Raw genomic sequence first — 23,838 nt, forward strand, 5'->3', positions numbered from 1 at the left:
TCAGATCACCGGTGTCCGGATCGGCGGTCAGGCGCGGCGCAGCACTCCGGCCAGGCCCGACACTGCCAAAATCCTGGCGACGTACGGCTGAGCGTCCGTCACGCCGAATTCCATCCGCGCCGCCGCCGCGGCCTCAGCGGCCTCCAGCAACACGGACACGCCACCGGCATCGACGAGGGGCACCGCGCTCAGATCCACCAGTACCGCCGACACACCGTGACCCTTCATCGCGTGCCGCAGCCCGATCCGCAGCCGATCGGCCGTGTCCCGGTCCACCTCGCCACGCACCCGCACGAGCAGCGTGTCACCGTCCCGGCCGACCGACACCTGCATACCGGGGCGGCCACCCCGCGTCTCGCCCTCCCAGTGCGGGGGGTTGTCGCTGAGCATCGCCTCGCGAAGCCAGGTCAACGCCCGGCTCAGCAACCGCGACACGTGCATCTGCGAGATTCCGAGCTCCTCGGCGATCTCCGCCTGGGTGCGGTTGCCGTAGAAGCGCAGCGCCAGCATCCGCCGTTCCCGCGCCGGCATGCGCATCAGCAGATCCGTCACCGTCAGTTTGTCGGTCACCGACTCCAGGTCGCCGTCGACGCCACCGAGCAGGTCACCGAACTCCATCGCCCCGTCCTCGGCGACCGGCGCGTTCAGCGAGGCCGGCGAGTAACCGGCGGCCGACTCCAGCGCCTCCAGCACCGCGGCCTCGGTCACCCCGAGCCGCTCGGCCAGCTCACCGACGGTCGGGGTACGGGCGAGCGCGCTCGTCAGCAGCATCGAGGCGTGACCCACCTCGAGGCTCAGGTCCTGCACCCGGCGCGGCACGTGCACGCCCCAGGTGCGGTCCCGGAAGTGGCGCTTCAGTTCACCGGAGATCGTGATGACCGCGTACGCCGTGAACGACCCGCGCTCCGGGTCGTACCGGTCGACAGCCTTCACCAGGCCCAGCCGGGCCACCTGCTCCAGATCCTCCAGGTACTCGCCGCGTCCCCGATAACGGCGGGCCAGCCGCCCGGCGAACGGAAGGCAGTAACGCACCAGATCCTCCCGCGCCGCGTCGAGTTCGGCCCGCGACGCACCGGCACGTCGCTCCGCATACTCGAGCGCTGCCGCGTCCAGATCCTCGAGAGTGTTCTCGGCCGGTTCCCCGACCTGGCCTCGCGAGGGCATGGTCACCCCTTTCGGAAACGGAACCCGGGCAGCACCGAAGACCCCGGCGTCCACCCGTCAACAGCGGCTGATGCCCGTTCGGGCCACGTCCAAACACCTTCAATCCCCCGCCGCCGAATGAATTTCGCAAACCACCGCTCGCGCCGTCACGACCGCGGACCCCCAGGATCACCCCATCCCCCTCGGCCTGTACGCCGGACCGGCCGACAGTCAATCCAAAGCGCGACACGGTCCCCGCCCACCAGCGCGTTCTCCCGAGTCCCGCGCGGTGCCCTGCGACGGGAGGGCAGTTCGTGGGGCCGGAGGTCCGGCGGTACGGCCACCCGCATCCTGGGTCGCCGGCCGGATGTGTGGAATTCATGGCGGACTACTGCCTCGGGCTGCGGCCGGGAAGGCCACTGGGCGCGCTCGACGGATCCTCCAGTCCTTCGGGCAAGGCGGCGGGTTCGGGGCGGCTCAGGTTGACACCGGCGCGGGACGGCAGCCCGGACGGCACGTTCTCGTCGTCGGCCGGGGCACCTTCGGGCAGGCCGGATGCCGATTCCGAGCCACCGGCCAGGGTCGCCGGGGCGGCGGCCGACGGGGCGTTGTGCTGGCCCATGTCCGGAGCCTGCAACGGACGCGGCGCGTTGTGCTGACCCATGTCCGGCGCCTGCAACGGCGAACGACCAGCGGGACGCTGCGCAGCCAACCCCTCCGCGGACGGCACCGGCGCATTCTGCTGCCCCATGTCCGGCGCCTGCAACGGACGCGGCGCATTGTGCTGACCCATGTCCGGCGCCTGCAACGGACGCGGCGCATTGTGCTGACCCATGTCCGGCGCCTGCAACGGCGAACGACCAGCGGGACGCTGCGCAGCCAACCCCTCCGCGGACGGCACCGGCGCATTCTGCTGCCCCATGTCCGGCGCCTGCAACGGACGCGGCGCATTGTGCTGACCCATGTCCGGCGCCTGCAACGGCGAACGGGCCGCGCCCTGGGGACGCGACGCCCCGGCGGACGGCGCCGCGGCGTTGTGCTGGCCCATGTCGGGAGCCTGCAACGGCGAGCGCGCACCGGCCGCGGGCTGCGCCGGTGGATTGTTCTGACCGGCACCGGCCGGGGGCACAGGAGCGCCCGGCTGACCCATACCGCCGGGCGGCACAGGAGCGCCGGACTGGCCCGAACCGGTGGCTGTGGTCGGCATGCCCGAGCCCGGGTGCGGCATCGGCGCGTTCTGCCCGCCCGGGTCAGCGGGCTGCAGCGGCGGCAGGGACTGGCTCTCCTGATAGCCGGGCGGCATCGCCGGTGGTGGCAGGGTGCCGGCCTGGTCCGCCGGGTTGCCCGGCGCGCCGCTCGGTGCGGGACCACCGAACCCGCCGGGCATCGGTGGCATCGCCGGAGCCGGGCGAGCCGAGCGGTTGAACCGGGGCGCGTCGAGCGGGCTGTTCTGCTGGCTGTAGAGCGGCGGGCGCCGCATCAGCTCGTCCAGGTCGTCGGTCATCGGGACGCTCGCCGGCGGCATGGCGCCACCGAACGGCGGTGTTGCCGGTCCGCCTCCCACCGGGCCCGCGGGGCCGGGCATCGCCGGCACGGCCGGCATCAGACCGGTCGCCTCCGGACCGCCGGGCATCGGCCCGTCCGGAGCACGCCCGAGTGGCGTCTCGGGAGCCTGTGTGACACCGCCCGGCACAGACCCGCCGGGCACGGGGCCACCCGGCACGAATCCGCCCGGTACAGGACCACCCGGCACGAATCCGCCCGGCGCCGATCCGCCGGGCACAGGACCACCGGGCCCGAACCCGCCAGGCACGGGACCGCCAGCCACAGGACCGCCAGGCACGGGACCACCCGGCCCGAACCCGCGCGGCATGGGGCCGCTGGGCAGCTGAGCATCCGGAACGGCTCCTCCGTACAGCTCACTCACGGACGGCGTCGGACCGGACGTCGCCTCGCCGGACCAGCCAGTGACCGGTGGGGATCCCGGCAGTCCACCGGGAACACCGGTGAAGGCAGGTCCCGGCACACCGCCGCCCGCAGTGCTGCCCTCGCCGGGCACCGGGCCTGGCATGCCACCCGTCGCCGGGCCGGCACCGGCGTACCCGGGAACGGACATCCCGCCGGCCGCCGTCTCACCGCCGGAGGCCTGTGCGGGCATGCTCCCACCGGGAATGTCGCTCTCCGCCCAGGCAGAACCCGGCGAACCGGTACCCCCTCCGGCCGGAGCCGCACCGCCGGTTCCTGGGCCGGACATGCCCGCACCCGCGAGTCCGGGTACGCCACCGCCGGCCCCCGCGAATCCGGGCACGCCACCGCCGGCCGCCGCGAATCCGGGCAGGTCGCCGTTGGCGATCCCGGAGCCGTCAGCAGGCGAGGGCGAGCCGGGCCGGCCGGTACCAGGGGCGGACGGAACGGACGAACCACCACCGGTCGGGGCCGGACCGGGCGTCCAGCCGGCCGGCGAGGCGGATCCGGGCAGGCCGCCGGATGGGGCAGAACCGGGCAGGCTGCCGGATGAGCCCGCTGGGGCCGAACCGGGCAGGCTGCCCGGTGAGGGCAGACCGGGAACCGCGGTGGCCGGGAACACGGCGCCCGGTATGGACGCGCCCGCCGCGGAACCGGCGTCACCATGACGGGGCACGCCGCCGTCCGTCCAGGAGGGCCCCGGCCCGGTGCCGGAACCCGAACCTGCGCCCGCGCCCGGAAGGCTGCCGCTCTCCGGTGCGGAACCCCTGAACCCGCCGCTCTCGCCGGGCCCGGGAACACCGGCCCGGCCGATCGCACCCTCCCCCGGCGTCCCGGCGGGGAACGCACCGGAAACCGCGGCACCCCCCGCCGGTACGGGCCGGCCGGAGACGTTCTCACCGGCCATCGGGAACGGTGAGTCGCCGCCCTGGGCCGGGGCACCGGGTTGACCGGCCGTGGGATCGCTGCCGCCGGTCACGCCCGGCAGACCGGTGGCGGAGAGATCAGGACCGGCCCATCCCGCGCCGGGCGTAACCACCCCGCCGGTAAAGCCGCCCGGCACCGAGATCCCGGACGCCGCGCCACCCGGCGAGATTCCGGACGCCGCGCCACCCGGCGAGGTGCCGGAGCCGCCCGCTCCGGAGAACCCGGATCCGGGCTCACCCGTACCCGGAAGCCCGGAGACGTCGGTCGTCCCCGATCCGGAGTGTCCGGGTGCCGTGATGCCGGATGGCCCCTCGCCGGGCACGCCGGACCCGTGGGTCAGCCAGGGCGGCCGGGAGTCCGGGGACGTTCCCGCACCGCCGGCGGTGGACCATGCACCGGTCTCCTCGACGGCCCAGCCCGGGGCAGACGGTTCGGGAGCGGACGGTTCGGCCGGTGGCCACATCCGCCTCTGCCCGGTGGGCGGCGGCCAGCTCCCGCCGGCGAGGCCCGCATCGGGCCGGCTCGGCGGCGAGGGAGCGAAACCACTGCCGGAAGCCGGAGCGGACGGGCCGCCCGCCGGTGGCATCGGGGCTGTTCCGCGGGCGGGCGCGCCGGTCGCCGTACTGCCCAGTGGGTCGCCGGCCAGATCGGGAGCAGAGGGACCAGGGACAGCGGAAGGATCAGAACCAGCAGGATTGTCAGTTCGGCCATGTGACGGGGACTCCTCGACCGCCCAGGGCGGTGGTGACGGGACGGCGGACGGCATGAGGCCGGACGCCGACGGGAACGGTGTGCCGGGCGGGCCGGACGGGGCCCAGGCGGGACGGGTGGCGGCGACGAGGCCGGAAGCTTCGGCTAGACCGGCGGCGGCAAGGACCTCACCGGCGGCCTGGGCGGTACGGCAGGGCAGCGGCTCACCGCAGGCCGGACACTCGGTCATCCCGTCGTGCGGCCCGAGCCCACCGCCGTGTGCCTCGACCATTCTGGTCGCGGTTCGCGCCAGCACACTCTCCGGTTTGACGTAAGTCGATGCCATCGCCTTGTCGCCCCCATCCCCCGCCTGTCCACCAGCCGGGACGACACGACGGTCCCGCCGGTTGGCTCGGCTCCGCTCCAGTTCACCCCTTCGGGGGTCCTCGGAGGGCGGATTTCCCCAGATCAGTGCAGATCCGGGTGCCGGATGCCGGAAAGCGGGACGGAGGGGGAGGCCGAGCGGTATGCAGTGAGAGGAAATTCACTCACGGTATTGAGGCGCGTTCGCTCCGTAGCATTGATGTACTTCCAGGAGGTGACCCCCCATGGACGACACCGAACTGCACCGCGAGCGGATCCTCCGGCACGTGAGCCCCATCATCACCGGCCGCTTCGTCGGCTTCCAGACGTCCTACACCCGCGAGGTGCGCATCGGCCGGCCGGTCGCCCTCGCCGTCTTCCTGCTCGCCGGGATCGCTCAGCTGATCGGTTCGCTGATGCGGATGAAACCGGCCCGGCGCACCCTGAAGGAGCTGCGCAAGGGCCCGGAGTTCCTGGTGACGCCGGTCCGGCTGCGCGACGACCTCGGGCAGATCTACGAGATCGAGATGCACGGGCAGTTGCCGCAGTCGGCGTTGCACCGCGGCGACCTGGTCCAGGTGCGCACCGAGCCACAAGCCGATCCGACCCTGCCGGTACGGCTGACGCAGGTGGTGAACCTGACGACGATGCAGCCGCTGACCCCGCGCATCCCGACGCAGTGGTCGCACCTGGGCCCGGCGATGCTGGTCCAGGCCGCGGTCGGGATCACCATCTTCGGCGCGGTGATGGCCTTCTGGCTGGGATGAAATTCCGGCCGACCGGGTAGGAACAGCGCCCATGGAAGATCGTTTGAACATCTGGCGAGAATGGACGGTCGGCACCGGGCGCTCCGCCATCGACAACCGTCATCATGAGGGAGGGGGATGGCGGCTACGGCGCCGCGCTGTCTCCTGGCGTCTCTAAGACGGCTCGAAAGGTGGTGCGCGGTGGGCGAGAAAGTCGACCAGACCAATTTCACCCGCGAGGACCGAACCCGCTACCGGCAGAAGATCCGCCGCAGTCTCGACGTGTTCGCGACGATGCTGCGCGAGGCACGCTTCGAGTTCGAGCGGCCTCTGACCGGCATGGAGATCGAGCTCAACCTGATCGACGACCACGGCGACCCGGCGATGCGCAACGCCGAGGTGCTCGGTGCGATCGCCGACCCGGACTTCCAGACGGAGCTGGGCCAGTTCAACATCGAGATCAACCTGCCACCACGGCGGCTGGCCGGTGACGACTTCGCCGAACTGGAGCGGGGCCTGCGGTCCAGCCTGAACCAGGCGGAGCGACGGGCCCGGGCGGCGGGCGCGCACATGGTGACGATCGGCATCCTGCCGACGCTGCGGCGCGAGCACCTCACCGGCGAGGCGCTCACCGTGAACCCGCGGTACCAGCTGCTCAACGAGCAGATCTTCGCGGCCCGCGGCGAGGACCTGGACATCCGCATCGACGGGGTGGACCGGCTGGCGGTCACCACGGACACCATCGCTCCGGAGGCGGCGTGCACCAGCACCCAGTTCCATCTGCAGGTGAGCCCGGCCCAGTTCGCGGCGTACTGGAACGCCTCGCAGATCACCGCCGGCATCCAGGTGGCGCTGGGGGCGAACTCGCCGCTGCTGTTCGGCCGCGAGCTCTGGCGTGAGACCCGGATCCCGCTGTTCGAACAGGCCACCGACACCAGGTCGGAGGAGATAAGAGCACAGGGTGTACGCCCACGCGTGTGGTTCGGCGAACGCTGGATCACCAGTGTCTTCGACCTGTTCGAGGAGAACGTCCGCTACTTCCCGGCCCTCCTGCCGATCTGTGACATCCACGATCCGGCCGAGATCCTGGAACGCGGTGAGATCCCCGAGCTGAGCGAGTTGCGGCTGCACAACGGCACGGTCTACCGCTGGAACCGGCCGATCTACGCGGTCGTCAACGGCCGCCCGCACCTGCGGGTGGAGAACCGGGTGATGCCGGCCGGGCCGACGGTCGCCGACACGATCGCCAACGCCGCGTTCTACTACGGCCTGGTGCGGACCCTCGCCGAGGCCGACCGGCCGCTCTGGACGCAGATGAGCTTCCGGGCCGCCGAGGAGAACTTCCACAACTGTGCCCGGCACGGCATCGACGCGACCGTGTTCTGGCCGGGTCACGGCACCCTGCCGGTCACCGAGCTGGTGCTGCGGCGTCTGCTGCCGCAGGCGGCGGACGGCCTCGACCTGTGGGGTGTCTCGCCGGCCCAGCGCGATCGGCTGCTCGGCATCATCGAGCAGCGTTGCCTGCGGCATCGCAACGGCGCGGCCTGGCAGGTGGAGACGCTGCACGCGCTGGAGGCCCAGGGGCACGACCGGCAGGCGGCCCTGCACGAGATGGTGCGCCGCTACGTGCCGCTGATGCACGACAACATCCCGGTGCACGAATGGCCGGCCGCCGGCAAGGGCTGATCACGGCTCAGTTCCCGGGACGCTCGATGTTCCCGGGACGCTCGATGTTCCCGGGACGCTCGGGGATCCCGGAGGCTCAGGGATTCCGGGACGCCTCGGGGGTCCGGGATGCGGCGATCGCCACGGTCACCCCGTCCCGGGCCTGTTTCGGCAGCAGCAGAACCGCGCCGGGACCGGCCGCCAGCAGGGCGGCCGCCTCGGCGACACTCGGGCTGCCGACCGCCGCCGCAGCCGCGCGCCCCGGATTCGGCACGGGCTGAGCGGCCAGGACGTCCGCCGGATATCCGGCCAGCCGCCACCCGTACTCCCCGGCCAGCGCCCGCACCCGGTTCTCCGCGGCCCGCCGGTCCAGGGTGGCGAGCACGCCGACCTCGGCGGGGGTGAGGCCCGCCCCGGCCAGAGCGGCGAGCACCGGGGCGGTCACCGCGGCACCGCTGCGCGCGCCCAGCCCGAGAACGATCACCGGACCGCGGCGGCGACCAGGTTACGGGCCAGCGCCGGCGTGCCGGCCCAGTGCAGATGCAGGTAGGACGCGTGCAGCCGGGAGCCGGCGAACCCCTCCGGGTCGGCACCGCGCCACGCCCAGGCGGCACCGCCGGCCGGGGACAGCAGCAAGCCGGACCTCGGGTGTACGGCGGTCCGGTGGAACTCGTGCCCGGTGACCCGGGTACCGGCCGGGGCGAGCGGACTGTCCGACAGTGCCACCGCGTCCCGGTAGCCGAGGGTCAGCGACGGTGTCATGGCCGCGTCGGCGTCGAGCACCCCGCACATCGGTTCGCCGTCCAGGGTCCGGCACAGCCACAGCAGGCCCGCACACTCCGCCGCGATGACACCACCGAAGTTCCGGACATCGGCCAGCAGCTCGGCGTTCCCGGACAGCGCGGACGCGTACACCTCGGGGAAGCCACCGCCGACCACCAGTGCCCGTGCCCCCGCGGGCAGTGCCGGATCGTGCAGCGGGTCGAACGGGACGACCGTCGCTCCCGCCCCGGTCAGAAGTTCGGTCGTCTCGGCGTACGAGAAGGAGAAAGCCGGACCACCGGCGACCGCGACGACCGGACCGCCCGGCACCGGGTCCTCGATGAGGGGTGTCCACGCGGTGGCCGCCAGCGGCGGGACCGAACGCGCCACCGCGGCGACCGCGTCCAGGTCGACCGACGCCGCGATCAGCGTCGCCATGGCGTCCACCGAGGCCAGCGCCTCGGCGTGGCGTTCAGCCGCCGGGATCAGCCCGAGATGCCGGGACGGCGCCGCGACCGCGTCGGCGCGCCGCAACGCACCGAGCACCGGTGTGCCGACCTCCTCGCAGGCGTCGCGCAGGATCTGCTCGTGCCGGTCCGACCCGACCCGGTTGAGGATCACCCCGGCGATCCGGGCGTTGCCGAAACTGCGGAAGCCGTGCACCAGCGCGGCGATCGACCGGCCCTGCGCCGCCGCGTCGATCACCATGATCACCGGAGCGTCGAGGAGCGCCGCGACCTGTGCCGTGGACCCGGCCTCACCGGCGCCGGTCCGCCCGTCGTACAGGCCCATCACGCCCTCGACGATCGCCAGGTCGGCACCCGCCGAACCATGCGCGAACAGTGGGGCGACCAGGTTCTCCCCCACCATGACCGGGTCCAGGTTGCGTCCCGGCCGCCCGGCGGCGAGCGCGTGATAGCCCGGATCGATGTAGTCCGGCCCCACCTTGAACGGCGCCACCCGGAGGCCGCGCCGCGCGAACGCCGCCAGCAGCCCGGTGGCCACGGTCGTCTTGCCGTGCCCGCTGGCCGGAGCCGCGATCACCACCCGGTTCACCACTCGATGCCCTGCTGCCCTTTACGACCCGCGTCCATCGGGTGCTTCACCTTCGTCATCTCGGTCACCAGGTCGGCCGCCGCGATCAGATCCGGATGCGCGTCCCGCCCGGTGATCACCACATGCTGCGTACCGGGCCGGTTCGCGAGCGTCTCGATCACGTCGGCGACGTCCACCCAGCCCCACTTCATCGGATAGGTGAACTCGTCCAGAACGTAGAACCGGTAGGTCTCGGCAGCCAGGTCCCGCTTGATCTGCGCCCACCCCTCGGCGGCCTCCACGGCATGGTCGCGCTCGGTGCCGGCCCGCTGGATCCAGGACCAGCCCTCACCCATCTTGTGCCAGGTCACCGGAGCTTTCCCGGCCTCCCCGAGCGCCTTGAGAGCGGCCTCCTCACCGACCTTCCACTTCTCCGACTTGACGAACTGGAACACCCCGATCGGCCAGCCGGCACTCCATGCCCGCAACGCCATCCCGAACGCCGCCGTCGACTTGCCCTTGCCCGGCCCGGTGTGCACCGCGAACACCGCCTGCCGCCGGCGCTGCCGCGTCGTCAGCCCGTCATCGGGCACGCTGGTGACTTTTCCCTGCGGCACAACCCCTCCTCGAACCACCACTCGTTACGCATCGCTGACTGCCGCGATTCGCCGGTACGGCCAGCCGGTCCCGCCTCGCGTCTCGACCGGGAGCCGTACCCCCGAACGGGTTTCGGGGGCGCGAGCGCGTGTCCGGACCGCCGGCCGGCTTTTGGGTCGGCGAAGACTTGCTGAGCTACGCCTCGGGGACGTCCCGCGGCTGTACGGATCACGCAGCGCGCCGGTAGGCGCGATCCGGGGCGTGGCCGGGCCCCGGCGGGGGCGACGACGGACCGCGGCGAACACTCGTGGCGTCCAGCTGTTCCAGGGGCATGACGTCTGCCGACAGCGCGGCGGCGAGCCGGCGGGCCAGGCCCAGCCGGATCGGCCCGGACTCGCAGTCAACGACCACGGTGGACACACCGGCCAGCGCCGATGCCAGCCGTAGCGGGTCGGGCCCGCTGGTGACGCGGCCGTCGGTGACGATCACCAGCAGCGGACGGCGACGCGGGTCGCGCCGGCGTTCGGTGGCGATCGTGGCGACGGCGGCCCGCAGTCCGGCGGCGAGCGGCGTGCGGCCGCCGGTCCGCAGGGCTGCCAGTCGCTGCACGCCCACCTCGTGGCTTGATGTCGGGGGCAGCACCACCTCGGCGTCGCTGCCCCGGAAGGTGATCATCCCGATCCGGTCCCGCCGCTGGTAGGCGTCTCGCAGCAAGGACAGCACGGCCGTCTTGACCAGTGTCATCCGCTTGCGTGCGGCCATCGAACCGGAGGCGTCCACGACGAAGAGCACGAGGTTCGCCTCCCGCCCGACGTGCACCGACTCGCGCAGGTCCCGCGGCTCCACCCGGATCCCCCGTACCGCACCGGCGGCGCCGGCCGCGCCGCCCTCAGAAGCACCGGCACCGTCGAGGGCGGGTCGGTCCAGGGCGGCTCGGTCCAGGGCGGCTCGGAGGGTGGCGAACAGGTGCGGAGCGCCGGAGATCTTGCCCTGCGGCAGCCGGGCACCCACGACGCGGCCGCGCCGGGCGAAGGCCGGGGAGCGCCGGCCGGCGTGACCGCCCTCGCCACGGGCCGCGATCCGCAGCGTGCGCGGACGGTACGCGGTTCCGGCGGCGGCCACCGCCCCGGACGGTGACCGGCCGGTGGCGGGGTCGTCGGTGGACGCCGACGGATCAGGTCCCGGCGAGGGTTCCCGGCCGGGGCCGGCGGGCATGTCGGACTCGCTCGGCGGGTGGGTGCTCCCGCCCGTACCGCCGGAGGGGTTCTGCGGGCCGGGAGAACCGCCTCCGCCGCCCGGGCCGTCGTCGTCGGGACCGTCGTCGCCGGAGGGGTCCGTGGAGCCCGGGACGCCCGGCGTCTCCGGTGGCGCGGCGTCCTCCTCCTCGGCCTGGCGTTCGGCCTCGGCCAGGGCATCGTCGAGTTTCTGTTCGTCGGTGCCGGGCGGGTCGAGCGGGTCGGTACGGCGCCGGTGCGGAAGGGCCAGCCGGGCCGCGTCGCGGACGTCGTCGGCGGTGACCCGGTCGCGGCCGTGCCAGGCCGCAAGCGTCACCGCGCAGCGGGCCACCACGATGTCGGCACGCATGCCGTCGACACCGTAGGCGAGGCAGACGCGGGCGATCCGATCGAGTTCGGCGTCCGGCAGATCCACCGACGGCAGAACGGCGCGGGCCGCGGCGATGCGCGCCGCGTAGTCACGTTCCTGCTGCTCGTAGCGGGCGGCGAAACCGGCCGGGTCGGCCTCGTAGGCGAGCCGGCGCCGGACCACCTCGGCGCGCTGGCGGGCGTCGCGGGGCGCGGCGACCGTGACGACCAGGCCGAACCGGTCGACGAGTTGCGGGCGGGGCTCGCCCTCCTCCGGGTTCATGGTGCCGACCAGCAGGAACCGGGCGGCGTGCTTGACCGAGACGCCGTCCCGCTCGACGTGGGCGCGGCCCATCGCGGCGGCGTCGAGAAGCAGGTCCACGAGGTGGTCGGGAAGGAGGTTGACCTCGTCGACGTAGAGGACGCCCCGGTGTGCGGCGGCCAGCAGTCCCGGCTCGTACGCCTTCACGCCGTCGCTGAGGGCCCGCTGCAGGTCGAGGGTGCCGACGACGCGGTCCTCGGTGGCGCCGACGGGCAGTTCCACGAGGCTCGCGGGCCGGTCGTCCGACGGCCCGCCCGGTGTGTGCGGGCCGTCGGGACAAGCGGGGTCGGGCGCGGCCGGGTCACAGGCGAACCGGCAGCCGTGCACGACCGTAACCTGCGGCAACAGGCTGGCCAGGGCGCGGACCACGGTGCTCTTGGCGGTGCCTTTCTCGCCCCGGACGAGAACCCCGCCGACGGCCGGGGACACCGCGGTCAGCAGCAGGGCGAGACGTAGGTCGTCGAGGCCGACCACAGCCGAGAACGGGTACGGAGTCGTCACCAGGATCCCTTCGGTGCGGGTGTCCACGCCCGCGCGTCGGTTGTCACGAGCGGCCGGAGTTCCTGGCTCCCGGAAAGCCCTGTCGACGAGCCACCGGTCACAGTGGCGGGACCGTCCCGGATTCGCACCGGGTTCCTCCGCTACCGCTCGCCGGTCACTCTTCCCGACCGGCCGGGCACCCGTCAACGCGGGGTCCGTCACGGCCGTCCCGCCGGGGCGAGCAACCGGCTGGGCGGGTTCGGTCACCACCGTCCCGCCGGGACGAGCAACCGGCTGGACGCCACCGTTGTCTCGGCGTCGATGAGACAACGGTGGCGTCCAGCCAGGGTTGATCAGGAGCGGACGGCCTTCTCGGTGCTGGGGAGAGGTTCCGGGGCGAGGCGGTCGAGTTCGGCGACGACGTCCAGGACGGCCAGGGCGGACTTCTCCACGAGCGGCCGCAGCCGGCGGTAGAACTCGGCGTCGTCCGGGTCGGGGCGGACCGGCCGGCCGGTATGCACCAGCGCGGCGGCCTGGTCGAGGTCGGGCAGTTCACCGAGGGCGTGCCGGCCGAGCAGGCAGGCGCCCAGCGCGGTGCCCTCGGGCACGTCGGCCACCGTGACCGGCAGGTCCAGGGCGGCGGCGAGCACGTCGACCCACAGTTTGGAGGCGGCCGCCCCGCCGGTGGCCCGGATCTCGGTGAGCGGGTGGCCCTCGGCGTCGAACGAGTCGCGGACCAGCGCCAGTTGCTGGCAGACACCCTCGACGGCGGCCCGGACGAGGTGCGGGCGGCCGTGCTCGCGGCGCAGCCCGAGGTAGGCGCCGCGCAGGCCGGGCCGCCACCACGGGGCCCGCTCGCCGAGCAGGTACGGCAGGCAGAGCAGGCCCTCGCTGCCGGCGACGACCCGGGACGCCTCCTCCAGCAGGGCCGCGTCCCGCTCGTCGGCGTCCTCGCCGTCGCCGCCGGGCATCAGGGTCTGCCCGGCCCAGCGGACCACCGAGCCGGCGTTGTTGACGGCTCCGCCGATCACCCAGCGGTCCTCGGTGAGGGCGTAGCAGAAGAGCCGGCCGGCGGCGTCGGCGGTGGGAACGCCGACGACGGTACGCAAGGCGCCGCTGGTGCCGAGCGACACCGCCCCGATGCCGGCCGGGGTGGCGCCGACCCCGAGGTTGGCCAGCGGCCCGTCGGCGGCGCCGATGATCAGCGGGGTGCCGGCGTCCAGGCCGGCGGCGGCGGTGATCTCGGTGCTGAGCCGCAGGGACGTGGTCGTCGGCACCACCTCGGCCAGTTGCGAGTGGCGTACCCCGGCGATCTCGACGGCCTCGTCGTCCCACCGCCGGGCGTGGATGTCGTAGAGGCCGGTGCCGGAGGCGATCGACAGGTCGACCTGGAACGGCCCGCCGGTGAGCGCCGCGACGATCAGCTCCTTGACCCCGCCCCAGCGCGCGGCGCCACGCAGCGTGCCGGGGTCGGTCTCGGCCCACCAGGCAAGCTTGGGCAGCGGCGACATCGGGTGGACCGGGGTGCCGGTGCGGGCCTGGAGCTCTCTGGCCCGGCCCTCGGCGACGATGCGTTCGCACTGCGCGGCGGCCCGGTTGTCGGCCCAGGTGACGACCGGCCCGGCCGGCTTGCCGTCGCCGTCCATCGGGACGAGCGCGTGCAGGAACGAGCTGAGACTGATCGCGATCACCCGGTCGCCGCGCTCACGGCAGGCCGCGGCCACGTCGATCAATGCCTTCCGCGCCGCGTCGGCGAGCTGGACCGGGTCGAGCTCGGCGCGGCCCGGAGCGGGCACGGCGAGCGGGTAGTGGACACTCGTCAGAGCGCGGATCTCACCATCCGGCCCCGCGGCGATTCCCTTGGTCGAGGTGGTCCCGGTGTCGATGCCGATCACGACGTCCATACGTCTCCTCCTGCCGCACTTCCCTGCCGTGGGAGCCTTTCATGCCCGCCGGGGCCACCGGCCAAGCCCTCCCCGCGGCGCACACACAGCAGCGCCCCGCCGGGAGTCCGGCGGGGCGCTGCTGAGGTGGATCCGGGTCAGCGCTGGTCGAGCGGCACGAAGTCGCGGACCGGCGAGCCGGTGTAGATCTGCCGCGGGCGGCCGATCTTGTTGGCCGGGTCGAGCATCATCTCGCGCCACTGCGCGATCCATCCGGGGAGCCGGCCGATCGCGAAGAGCACGGTGAACGCGTTGGTCGGGAAGCCCATGGCCTTGTAGATCAGGCCGGTGTAGAAGTCGACGTTCGGGTACAGCTTGCGGGAGATGAAGTACTCGTCGGAGAGCGCGATCTCCTCGAGCTTGAAGGCGATCTCCAGCAGCGGATCCGGCTTGTCCAGGGTGGAGAGCATCTCCTGGGCGGCCTTCTTCACGATGGCGGCGCGCGGGTCGTAATTCTTGTAGACCCGGTGGCCGAAGCCCATCAGCTTGACGCCTTTTTCCTTGTTCTTCACCCGGGTGACGAACGAGTTGACGTCTCCGCCGTCCTTGCGGATCTGCTCGAGCATCTCGAGCACGGCCGCGTTGGCGCCGCCGTGCAGCGGGCCGGAAAGGGCGTTGATGCCGGCCGAGACCGACGCGAACAGGTTGGCCTGCGCCGAGCCCACCAGGCGCACCGACGAGGTCGAGCAGTTCTGCTCGTGGTCGGCGTGCAGGATGAACAGCATGTCCAGGATCTTGGCGACCTTGGGGTCGACGTTGTAGTTGACCGTGGGCAGGCCGAAGGTGAGGCGCAGGAAGTTCTCGACGTAGTCGAGCGAGTTGTCCGGGTACGGCAGCGGGTGGCCGATGGACCGCTTGTAGATGTACGCCGCGATAGTCGGAAGTTTCGCCATCAGGCGGATCGCGGAGATGTCGACCTGCTCCTCGTCGAGCGGGTCGAGCGCGTCCTGGTAGAAGGTCGACAGCGCGGTCACCGCGGACGACAGCACCGACATGGGGTGCGCGTCACGCGGGAAGCAGGAGAAGAAAGTCCGCATCTCCTCCTGCAGCAGGGTGTGCACGCGGATCTTGTCCGCGAAGTCCTGCAGCTGAGCCGCGGTCGGCAGCTCGCCGTTCATCAGCAGATAGGAGACCTCCAGGAAGGTGCTCTTCTCCGCCAGCTGCTCGATCGGGTAACCCCGGTAGCGTAGAATGCCCTGGTCACCGTCGATGTAAGTGATCGCCGACTTGGTCGACGCGGTGTTCACGAACCCCTGGTCGAGGGTTACGTAACCGGTCTCCTTCAGCAGAGCACTGACGTCGATGCCGCCCGGCCCGTCGACGGCCTTCGTGACCGCCATCGACAATTGACCACCGGGGTGGTCGAGCTTGACATCCGTCATGTATTTCCCTCACTTCACCGGCAGATGTCCCAAAGATTTTGCCGTTCACCGTAAACCCTCAACCTGAATGGGTCATCAGGTGGCCACCGGTTGAGGCATTGGTCACCAGTACGTATGGGTCGTTGCGCCATAGACAATGGTCGGTATATTGCGACTTCGTTACGGAGGGCCCATGAAGATCCCGAGTGACGGACCCGTCGTAGTGGGAGTCGGCGATCCGGTGACCGACGCGGCCGCGGTCCGCCTAGCCGCGCGGGAGGCGGCCTCCCGCGGGCGGGTGTTGCAGGTCGTGCACGCTTTCGCCGGCCCCGGCGACGCCGGCTGGGGTCCGGCCCGGCGGGTCGCCTCGCACGTGGTCGACGAGGCGGTCTCCATCGCCCAGCGTTCCACACCCGGCGTCGACGCGCGGGGTCAACTCGTGGATGGCCCGCCTGCGCGGGTCCTTCTGCGCCTGAGCCGCGGCGCCGTCCTGGTCGTGGTGGGTGGTCCGCTCGTCGAGGTGGTGGCCCGGGCCTGGTGCCCGGTGGCGGTGACCCGCACCCCGCGGACACCGTCCGGCCCGGTGCTGGCCGCCGTGGACGGATCACCCTGCTCGGTGCTGGTACTACGGTTCGCGGCGGAGGCTGCGGACCGGCGCGGAGGGCCCGTGCACGTGGTGCACGTGGCGGCGCCGGAACGGGAGGAGGACGGGGAGCGGGTGCTCGACGAGGTGCTCGCACGGGCACCGTGGGCGACCGCCGTACGCCGGCTTCTGTTGACCGGCCCGCCGGATGCCACCCTGGTCCGCGCGTCCGGCAAGGCCGGGATGATCGTGCTCGGGCCGCGCGGCGCCACCGCGACCCGGCGGCTCGGCACGACCGCCGGTGAAGTGCTGCACCGGGCGGCCTGCCCGGCCGTGTTCGTGCACGGAGCGAGCCCCCCGGCAGGTTTCGTGAAGCCCGGTGACGGGGTGCCCGTATTGCTACCGTTGACGCATACATAGGTCTTCGGGCTGTACGGGAGGAATGCCCGGTGCGATCGGTACTTCCGCCGGGAATCGCCCGCCGGCTCTGGCAGGCCATGGCCGCCGCCGGCATCCTCGCCACGGTCGTCTACATCGCCTTCCCGTCGTCGACACTCGGCAGCGCGGCGTTCGCGGCGCTGGCCGTCACAGTGGTGGCGGCCTGCTTCGTCGGTCCGCGCCGCTGGGCCGCCGAACCGCCGGCGGCCTGGCGCTCGATGGCCGCCGCCGCGCTGGTGTTCATGATCGGTGTGCTGATCCGGCCCACGGTGACCGACATGGCGATGCCGTGGCCGCTGCTGGCCGACGCCGCCTCCTTCAGCGGATACCTGCTGCTCGGCGCCTTCGTGCTCATCCTGCTGCAGCGCCGGCGCAGCCTGGACCGGCACGCCGCACTCGACGGGCTGACGGTCTGCCTGTCCGCCGGGGTCGCCAGCACCCTGCTGCTGGCCCTGCCGGCCGCCGCGATCGCCGGCCGGGACCCGGTGCTCTCGATCATCCAGGGCACCTACCCGCTGTTCGACGTCATGCTGGCGCTGCTCACGGTGAACCTCACCTTCACCGCCAAGCACTGGCCGGTCAGCCTGGTGGCGCTGCTCACCATGATGATCGGGATCTTCGTCGGCGACCTGGCCTACGCGATCGAGGGGGTCAGCGGCAGGATCTACGGATCGCCGCTGCTCAACGTGCCGTTCATGCTGGCCTACACCGCTCTCGGGGTGGCCGCGCTGCACCCGTCCGTGGTGGACATGGGCCGGGCCGCCAAACCACCCGTCCAGGCCTGGTCCTGGCCGCGCATGTCGCTGCTGCTGCCCGCGCTGGCCGTACCGTACGTACTGCTGCTCACCCCGGTCTCCCGGTCGGTCACCGGGCGGTCCCTGATCGCGGTCGCCGCCGGGCTGTCGGTCGCGCTGCTGCTGATCCGGGCGATCTCCGCGGTCCGCGCCCAGGTCGCGGCCCAGCTGCGTTCCGAGCACCAGGCCACCCACGACCCACTGACCGGGCTGCCCAACCGGCAGTCGATGACGTCGGAGATCGCCCGCCTGGTCACCGTGGCCGATCCCGAGGGACACGACCGGGTGTGGGTCTACATGCTCGATCTGGACGGCTTCAAATGGGTCAACGACTCGTGGGGCCACGACACCGGCGACCAGCTGGTGATCGAGGTCGGCCGGCGGCTGCGCAGCGCGGTACCCGGCAGCATCCCGGTCGCCCGGGTCGGCGGTGACGAGTTCCTGCTCGCCTTCATCGGTGAGAAGGGCGGCGCGCTGCGCCTCGTCGACGACATCCGGGGCTGTTTCTCCCGGCCGTACACGGTCCGCGACCACGAGGTGGTGATCAGCGCGTCGATCGGCATCTCGCACGCCGAGGCCGACCCGGACAACGCCACGGTCACGGCTGAGGCGCTGATGCGGGACGCCGACACCGCCATGTACCGCGCCAAGGGCGAGGGGCCGGGCCGCTCCACCATCTTCGACACCAGCATGCACGCCCAGGTACGCGAACGCATCGAGCTGGAGGTCGCGCTGCGGCAGGCGCTCGCCGGCGAGCAGCTGCACGTGGCGTACCAGCCGATCGTCCGCCTTGAGAGCGGGATCCCGGTCGGCGCCGAGGCGCTGGTGCGCTGGCTGCACCCGGAACGCGGGCCGATCCCGCCGATGACGTTCATCCCGATCGCCGAGGACGCCGGCCTGATCACCGCGATCGGCACCTGGGTCCGCAAGGAGGCGCTGCGCCAGCTCGGCGTCTGGCGCTCCGAGGGCACCGTCGGCGACGACTTCTACCTGTCGATCAATGTGTCGCCGCGCCAGCTCTCCGACCCGGAACTGCCGCTGATCGTCTCCGGCGAGATGGTCCGCTACGGGGTACCGGCGCAGTGCGTGGCCCTGGAGATGACCGAGTCGGTGATGGTGGACGGTTCCAGCGTCACCTCACGGGTCCTCTTCGAACTGCGCGAACTGGGTGTGAAGCTGCTCGTCGACGACTTCGGCACCGGCTTCTCCGCTCTCGGCTACCTGCGCCGCTTCCCGGTCACCGGTGTCAAGATCGACCGTTCGTTCGTCACCGGTCTCGGGGTCAACCACGAGGACGACGAGATCGTCCGTGCCGTGGTGGCGATGAGTCACGCTCTCGGCCTGTCGGTGATCGCCGAGGGGGTGGAGACGCCGTTGCAGCGCGAGGCGCTGTACGCGGTCGGCGTCGTCAACGCGCAGGGCTGGCTGTGGGGAGCGGCGGTGCCGGCACCCGAGTTCGCCGAACGCTGGCGGGACGTGGTGCTGCGCGGCCCGGAGATCCCGGCGATCGTGTCGAACCCGTCGGGCCGGCATCGCCGGCCCGACTGAGATCGTCAGACCTTGGCGGAGCGGCGTTCCGGCTGGTCGCCCGAGAGCCGGTTCGGCAGCCCGCGCCGCTCGGCACGCCGGAACGGCATGTCGTCCTTCGGGAACTCGTACATCCAGAACGACTGGGCGTCCAGCCGGGTCGGCTGCGCCCGGCCGGCCGACGAGGCCCGGCTCAGGATCATCGCGATCATCCGCGGCAGCTGGTTGCGCTCCTCGTTGAACCCGCAGATGTCGAAGAACACCTTGCCGTCCACCGCCTCGATGGGCGCGTACATGGCCCGCTGCAGGGCCACGAAGACGCCCTGGCCACGGTTACCCAGCGCGGAGCCCGCGAACAGGCAGTAGAACAGGCGGCGCTGCTCGTACAACTCGGGCCAGTGGTATTTGAAGTAGTCCGCCGAGATCAGCGGAACCGACTCCAGGTTGTTCGTGATCGTGCCCATCCCGGCGATGCCGTTCTCGTCCATCGCCACGTGCTTGTCGATTCGCTTGTCGCCCATCACCTCCTCGAACTCGTGCCGGTACATGAGGTGCCGGTTGACCGCGAGGATCCGCAGGTCACTGAAGCAATCCTTGTAGAACTCCCAGGCCTCCTCCATCATCTCGGCCGGCAGTTCGTCCATGATCTCCACGCGCACGTCGTCGCCCCCTCTCGACGACAAACCTTCCAAAGACCCCGCGGCTGTGAGGGCGACTTCGGCGATTCACCGGTAGAAATCGGGTATGCGCTTCGCCACCTGGAACGTCAACTCGGTCAAGGCCCGCCTGCCCCGTCTGCTCGACTGGCTCGCCGGAACCGCCCCCGACGTCGTCTGCCTGCAGGAGACCAAGGTCGCCGACGACGGCTTCCCGGCCGCCGAGGTCGCCGAACTGGGGTACGAGACGGCCGCGTACGGCCAGGGCCGCTGGAACGGTGTCGCCGTGCTCTCCCGGATCGGCCTCGACGACGTGCGCCGCGGCTTCACCGGCGCACCCGGCTACCCCGGCCCGGAGGCGCGCGCCGTCAGCGCCCGGTGCGGCGGCATCCGGTTCATGTCGGTGTACGTGCCGAACGGCCGCACCCCCGACGACCCGCACTACGCCTACAAGCTGCAGTGGCTCGCCGCGCTGCGCGAGGCCCTGATCCCGGATCTGCAGGCCGGTCCGCTCGTGGTCGCCGGCGACTACAACGTGGCTCCCACCGACGACGACGTGTGGGACATCGCCGTCTTCGCCGGGTCCACCCACGTGACCCCGCCGGAACGGGCCGCCCTCGCCGCGATCCGCGACATCGGCCTGACCGACGTCCCGGCCCGGCCGCTCAAGGGTGACCATCCGTTCACGTACTGGGACTACCGTGCCGGGATGTTCCATCAGAACAAGGGCATGCGGATCGATCTGGTGTACGGCAGCGCCGACGTCGCCGGGCGGGTCACCGACGCGTACGTGGATCGCGAGGCCCGCAAGGGCAAAGGTCCTTCCGACCACGCCCCGATCGTGGTTGATCTGACCGATTGAATCGTGAGCAAGTAGGCTGGTGTCGATTCTGAAAGGTCCGGCGGGGGAGAAACGGGGAGCAGACGATGACAGCGCGGACGCCCGCGATCGGCGAGTCGCTGTCGCCTGCGCCGGCTCTGTTGCAGGCCGCCTTCGAGGCGACCCCCGAGGCCGTGGTTTTGTGCTCGACGGCCGGCCGGACCGTGGTGACAGCGAACGCGGCAGCCCGCCGCCTGCTGCCCGCCGCACGCCCCGGCCACCCCGTCCCCGCGCTCCTGCCGCACCACGGCGCCGACTCCTTCCAGGCCGAGCACGAGGGCCGCCAGCTGTACGGGATGCGCCGCGACCTGGACGACGGGCACCACGCCTGGTTCCTCCGCGACCACACCGAGCAACTCGCCCGGACCACCGCCCTGGAGGTCGAGCGCTCCCGGACCGCCTTCCTCGCCGAGGCCGGCCGCCGGCTCTCCGCTTCCCTGCACCTGCGGCGCTGCGTCCGGACCATGGTCGAGCTGGCCGCGACGCACCTGGCCGACGCCGCGATGGTCGTCCTGCCCATGGAACGCCGGCAGAGCACGTGGACCCGCCTGCTGCCGGGCCTGCCGGTCGAGGAGGGCACGCTGCACGAGCCCAAGCTCGGTGAGGTGCCGGGCCTGATCGAGGCGCTCGCCGGCTTCCCGCCCATCCCCAGCCGCTGGCTCGACCCGGCACAGGTGCCCGGCTGGCTGGTGCCGGCCGGGTTCGGCCCGCTCGGGGCACTCCTGGTGATCCCGCTGCCCGGCAACGCCGAGCCGGCCGGGGCACTGATCCTGGCCCGCTGCGGCCCGGACGCCGTCTTCACCACCGAGGACGAGGTCCTGGCCCGGATCTTCGCGGCCCGCGCCGGTGCGGCCGTCTCCGCCGCCGTCCTCTACCGCGAGCAGGTCGACACCACGGCGGTCCTGCAGGCCGACCTGCTGCCGCCGGAGCTGCCCGAGCCCGACGGTTTCGAGCTGACCGGCTCCTACCAGGCCGCCCGTGAGGCACTGCGGATCGGCGGCGACTTCTACGACGTGTTCGGTCCGGCGGGGTCCAGCACCGACACGGTGATCGCCCTCGGCGACGTCTGCGGCACCGGCCCGGAGGCCGCGGTGCTGACCGGCAAGGTCCGCCAGACGCTGCGCGCGCTGCGCCTGGTGCACACCGAGCCCGCGACAATGCTCACGGTGCTCAACGAGGTGCTGCTCCAGTCGTCCCGGCAGCCCCGGTTCGTCACCATGGTCATCGGTTCGGTGCACCGCGTCGACCACGGCCGGGTCCGGCTGGAACTCGCCAGCGGCGGCCACCCGGCGCCCCTGGTCCTGCGGCACGACGGCGAGGTCGAGGAGGTGCCCACCAGCGGCACCCTGATCGGTGTCCTGCCACGCGTCGTCGTCCGGCCCGCCACCGTCGAACTCAACCCCGGCGAGCTGTGCCTGCTCTACAGCGACGGCCTCACCGAGGCCCGCGGCGGCACCACCGGCACCGAACAGTTCGGTGAGAGCCGTCTCCGGCAGGCGCTTTCCGAGTGCCGCGGCATGCCCGGCGCCGCCACCGTCGAACGGATCCGCCAGCTCGTCTCCGACTGGGTGCGCGGCGGCGCTTCCGACGACATCGCCATGCTGGCGGTCCGCGCTCCGTCCCGTACCCCGCTCAGCCTGCGCGGCGGCGGCGCACCGGCCCAGTCGCCCTACGTCATCGCCGCCCGCCGCGGCGACCGCCGTCCCCGGAACCGCTCATGACCTCGCCCGCCGGCACCATCACACCGCCGATCGGCGGTGAGCTCGCCGACCGGTACCTCGGCCTGGTCTCCGACGGCGACGAGCCGGGCGCCACCGACCTGGTCAACGACCTGCTGGACGACGGCGTCCCGGCGCAGCGGATCATCGTCGACCTGATCGGCGGCACCCAGGCCCGCGTCGGCGACCTGTGGGCCGCCAACGAGTGGTCGGTGGCCCGCGAACACGCCGCCACCGCCGTGGGCGAACGCGCGCTCGCCGCCGTCGCCGCCCGCACCACCACGCCTCCCGACCGCGGCCGGATCGCGCTGGCCTGCGTCGACGGCGAATGGCACGGCCTGCCCGCCCGCATGCTCGCCGAGCTGCTGCGCCTCGACGGCTGGCGCGTCGACTTCCTCGGCGCCAGCGTCCCCGGCCGGCACCTGATCACCCATCTGCACCAGACCGGCCCCGACGCGGTGGCCCTGAGCTGCATGATCCCGACCCGGCTCCCCCGCGCCCACGCCGCCATCACCGCCTGCCGGTCGGCCGGCGTACCGGTGATCGCCGGCGGCCGAGGTTTCGGCCCCGGCGGCCGCTGGGCCGAACGTCTCGGCGCCCACGCCTGGGCCCGCACCGGCGAGGAGGCCGTGGCCCTGCTGGCCGGCGACTGGCCGCCCCGCAACGTGACCGACTTCCCGATGCCCGACGGCGAGGCCTTCCTCGGCGACGAGGAGTACACCCACCTGGTCCGATCCCGTCCTCAGTTGATCACGACGGCGATGGGCCGCCTCACGACGGCGTACCCCCCGGCCCGCGACTACGACGACAGCCAGCTCGAGGCCACCACCGAGGACATGGGCCACATCACCGACTTCCTGGCGGCCGCCCTCTACATCGGTGAGCAAGCTATCTTCACCGACTTCACCGAGTGGACGGCGGGGGTACTCACCTCCCGCGGCGTCCCGCCGACCGCCCTGAGCGTCGGCATCGGCCTGATCCGCGACCAGCTGGTCGACTTCCCGGCCGCGACGTCCATGATCGACGCGGCGCTCGCCGCCCTTCCACCCGACTGATTGCTCTTTTGCCCTGCGACGTACGCAGCTTCCGGACGCACGCCACTCGGCATCCACCGGCACTCACCACCCGCCCGGCATGAAGCGCCACCGGCCAACCGGCACCCATCAGCCGCCCTTGTACCCCGCCACGCGGGATTCGAGAGTTTGCGCCGCCGCGACCACCACAGCCCCGGCAAGCCGCAGCTCACCACGCGGGACGGGCCGCCCGCAGCGTGGTGACCCACGCCCATCGGCGAGCCGCAGCTCACCACGTGCATGGGAGGAATGCTGTCCGGGGCGGGTGGCATGCCTTTGGAGAGCTGCCGCGCCCTGGGCAGTCGACGGGCCTGGGATGGCGGAAGTCGAGCGCCACCACCACATCCTCACAAGGTCATCAGGAGAACGGCTGGTGACGCCTGTCGCGGCGTAGGGCCGGAATGGACGGGTGCCGACCGTCGGCGGGAGTCGTGCAATAAATGGGTGGCGCCCAGAAGAGTGCCCGGATTACCGTTGCCGCCATGCTGTGATGCCTTCCCGACCGCTGCCTGCCGCCCGCCGCGTTCACGCGCTGTGGCTGCGGGCCGCGTTGTTCTCCGCTCGCCGCGCCCGGCCGGAGTGGGATG

The 23,838-nt window shown here is 72.4% G+C and carries 16 protein-coding genes and 1 riboswitch; of the genes, 7 read left to right on the forward strand and 9 right to left on the reverse strand.

Annotated features, from left to right (window positions below):
• Positions 1-27 precede the first annotated feature (27 nt).
• Positions 28-1,164 carry a SigB/SigF/SigG family RNA polymerase sigma factor gene (locus AB0G04_RS28150; protein WP_360988388.1) on the reverse strand — a complete coding sequence of 379 codons (1,137 nt, stop codon included), beginning with the start codon at positions 1,162-1,164 and terminating at the stop codon, positions 28-30.
• A 367-nt stretch (positions 1,165-1,531) separates the two neighbouring features.
• Positions 1,532-2,647 carry a hypothetical protein gene (locus AB0G04_RS28155; RefSeq protein ID WP_360988390.1) on the reverse strand — a complete coding sequence of 372 codons (1,116 nt, stop codon included), beginning with the start codon at positions 2,645-2,647 and terminating at the stop codon, positions 1,532-1,534.
• Between the two features lie 2,686 nt (positions 2,648-5,333).
• Here AB0G04_RS28155 and AB0G04_RS28160 point away from each other — a divergent pair.
• Both AB0G04_RS28160 and AB0G04_RS28165 read left to right on the forward strand, forming a co-directional pair.
• Complete coding sequence (locus tag AB0G04_RS28160) at positions 5,334-5,855, forward strand: hypothetical protein (RefSeq protein ID WP_360988392.1); 522 nt, start codon at positions 5,334-5,336, stop codon at positions 5,853-5,855.
• A gap of 180 nt (positions 5,856-6,035) precedes the next feature.
• On the forward strand, positions 6,036-7,520 hold the full coding sequence (locus tag AB0G04_RS28165) for a glutamate--cysteine ligase (RefSeq protein WP_360988394.1): 1,485 nt from the start codon (positions 6,036-6,038) through the stop codon (positions 7,518-7,520).
• A gap of 76 nt (positions 7,521-7,596) precedes the next feature.
• Here the strand turns inward: AB0G04_RS28165 and AB0G04_RS28170 are convergent, their stop codons facing one another.
• The 6 genes from AB0G04_RS28170 to AB0G04_RS28195 all read right to left on the reverse strand — a co-directional run bounded on the left by AB0G04_RS28170 (position 7,597) and on the right by AB0G04_RS28195 (position 15,603).
• Positions 7,597-7,983 (reverse strand): cobalamin biosynthesis protein, encoded by a 387-nt coding sequence (locus AB0G04_RS28170; RefSeq protein WP_360988395.1) that lies wholly within the window; start codon positions 7,981-7,983, stop codon positions 7,597-7,599.
• Positions 7,980-9,320, reverse strand: coding sequence for a cobyrinate a,c-diamide synthase (locus AB0G04_RS28175; RefSeq protein ID WP_360988397.1), 1,341 nt, complete (start codon positions 9,318-9,320; stop codon positions 7,980-7,982). Before AB0G04_RS28175 ends, AB0G04_RS28170 begins: the two co-directional genes overlap by 4 nt.
• Positions 9,314-9,913 carry a cob(I)yrinic acid a,c-diamide adenosyltransferase gene (gene cobO / locus AB0G04_RS28180; protein WP_360988399.1) on the reverse strand — a complete coding sequence of 200 codons (600 nt, stop codon included), beginning with the start codon at positions 9,911-9,913 and terminating at the stop codon, positions 9,314-9,316. The genes AB0G04_RS28175 and cobO overlap by 7 nt, the downstream gene beginning before the upstream one ends.
• Before the next feature lie 208 nt (positions 9,914-10,121).
• Positions 10,122-12,299, reverse strand: coding sequence for a VWA domain-containing protein (locus tag AB0G04_RS28185; RefSeq protein WP_360988401.1), 2,178 nt, complete (start codon positions 12,297-12,299; stop codon positions 10,122-10,124).
• Positions 12,300-12,332: 33 nt separating this feature from the next.
• A riboswitch (cobalamin riboswitch) is annotated at positions 12,333-12,462 on the reverse strand.
• Positions 12,463-12,631: 169 nt separating this feature from the next.
• Positions 12,632-14,182, reverse strand: a complete 1,551-nt coding sequence (locus tag AB0G04_RS28190) for a gluconokinase (RefSeq protein ID WP_360988403.1) — start codon at positions 14,180-14,182, stop codon at positions 12,632-12,634.
• Positions 14,183-14,319: 137 nt separating this feature from the next.
• Positions 14,320-15,603, reverse strand: coding sequence for a citrate synthase (locus tag AB0G04_RS28195; RefSeq protein ID WP_360988405.1), 1,284 nt, complete (start codon positions 15,601-15,603; stop codon positions 14,320-14,322).
• Positions 15,604-15,775: 172 nt separating this feature from the next.
• Between AB0G04_RS28195 and AB0G04_RS28200 the strand changes: the two genes are divergently transcribed.
• Both AB0G04_RS28200 and AB0G04_RS28205 read left to right on the forward strand, forming a co-directional pair.
• Entirely contained in the window at positions 15,776-16,585 is an 810-nt protein-coding gene (locus tag AB0G04_RS28200; RefSeq protein WP_360988407.1) for a universal stress protein, read from the forward strand.
• A gap of 29 nt (positions 16,586-16,614) precedes the next feature.
• Positions 16,615-18,945 (forward strand): EAL domain-containing protein, encoded by a 2,331-nt coding sequence (locus AB0G04_RS28205; RefSeq protein WP_360988409.1) that lies wholly within the window; start codon positions 16,615-16,617, stop codon positions 18,943-18,945.
• 5 nt (positions 18,946-18,950) lie between these two features.
• Here AB0G04_RS28205 and AB0G04_RS28210 read toward each other — a convergent pair whose 3' ends face one another.
• A complete protein-coding gene (locus tag AB0G04_RS28210; RefSeq protein ID WP_360988411.1) occupies positions 18,951-19,583 on the reverse strand; it encodes a hypothetical protein in 633 nt (210 codons plus the stop codon).
• Between the two features lie 85 nt (positions 19,584-19,668).
• Between AB0G04_RS28210 and AB0G04_RS28215 the strand changes: the two genes are divergently transcribed.
• The 3 genes from AB0G04_RS28215 (at position 19,669) to AB0G04_RS28225 (ending at position 23,233) form a co-directional block, all read left to right on the forward strand.
• Positions 19,669-20,442, forward strand: coding sequence for an exodeoxyribonuclease III (locus AB0G04_RS28215; protein ID WP_360988413.1), 774 nt, complete (start codon positions 19,669-19,671; stop codon positions 20,440-20,442).
• Between the two features lie 65 nt (positions 20,443-20,507).
• Entirely contained in the window at positions 20,508-22,181 is a 1,674-nt protein-coding gene (locus AB0G04_RS28220; RefSeq protein WP_360988415.1) for a PP2C family protein-serine/threonine phosphatase, read from the forward strand.
• Positions 22,178-23,233 carry a cobalamin-dependent protein gene (locus AB0G04_RS28225; protein WP_360988417.1) on the forward strand — a complete coding sequence of 352 codons (1,056 nt, stop codon included), beginning with the start codon at positions 22,178-22,180 and terminating at the stop codon, positions 23,231-23,233. The genes AB0G04_RS28220 and AB0G04_RS28225 overlap by 4 nt, the downstream gene beginning before the upstream one ends.
• Positions 23,234-23,838: the final 605 nt, after the last annotated feature.

The organism is Actinoplanes sp. NPDC023801, from assembly GCF_040639655.1.
Classification (GTDB): Bacteria; Actinomycetota; Actinomycetes; order Mycobacteriales; family Micromonosporaceae; genus Actinoplanes.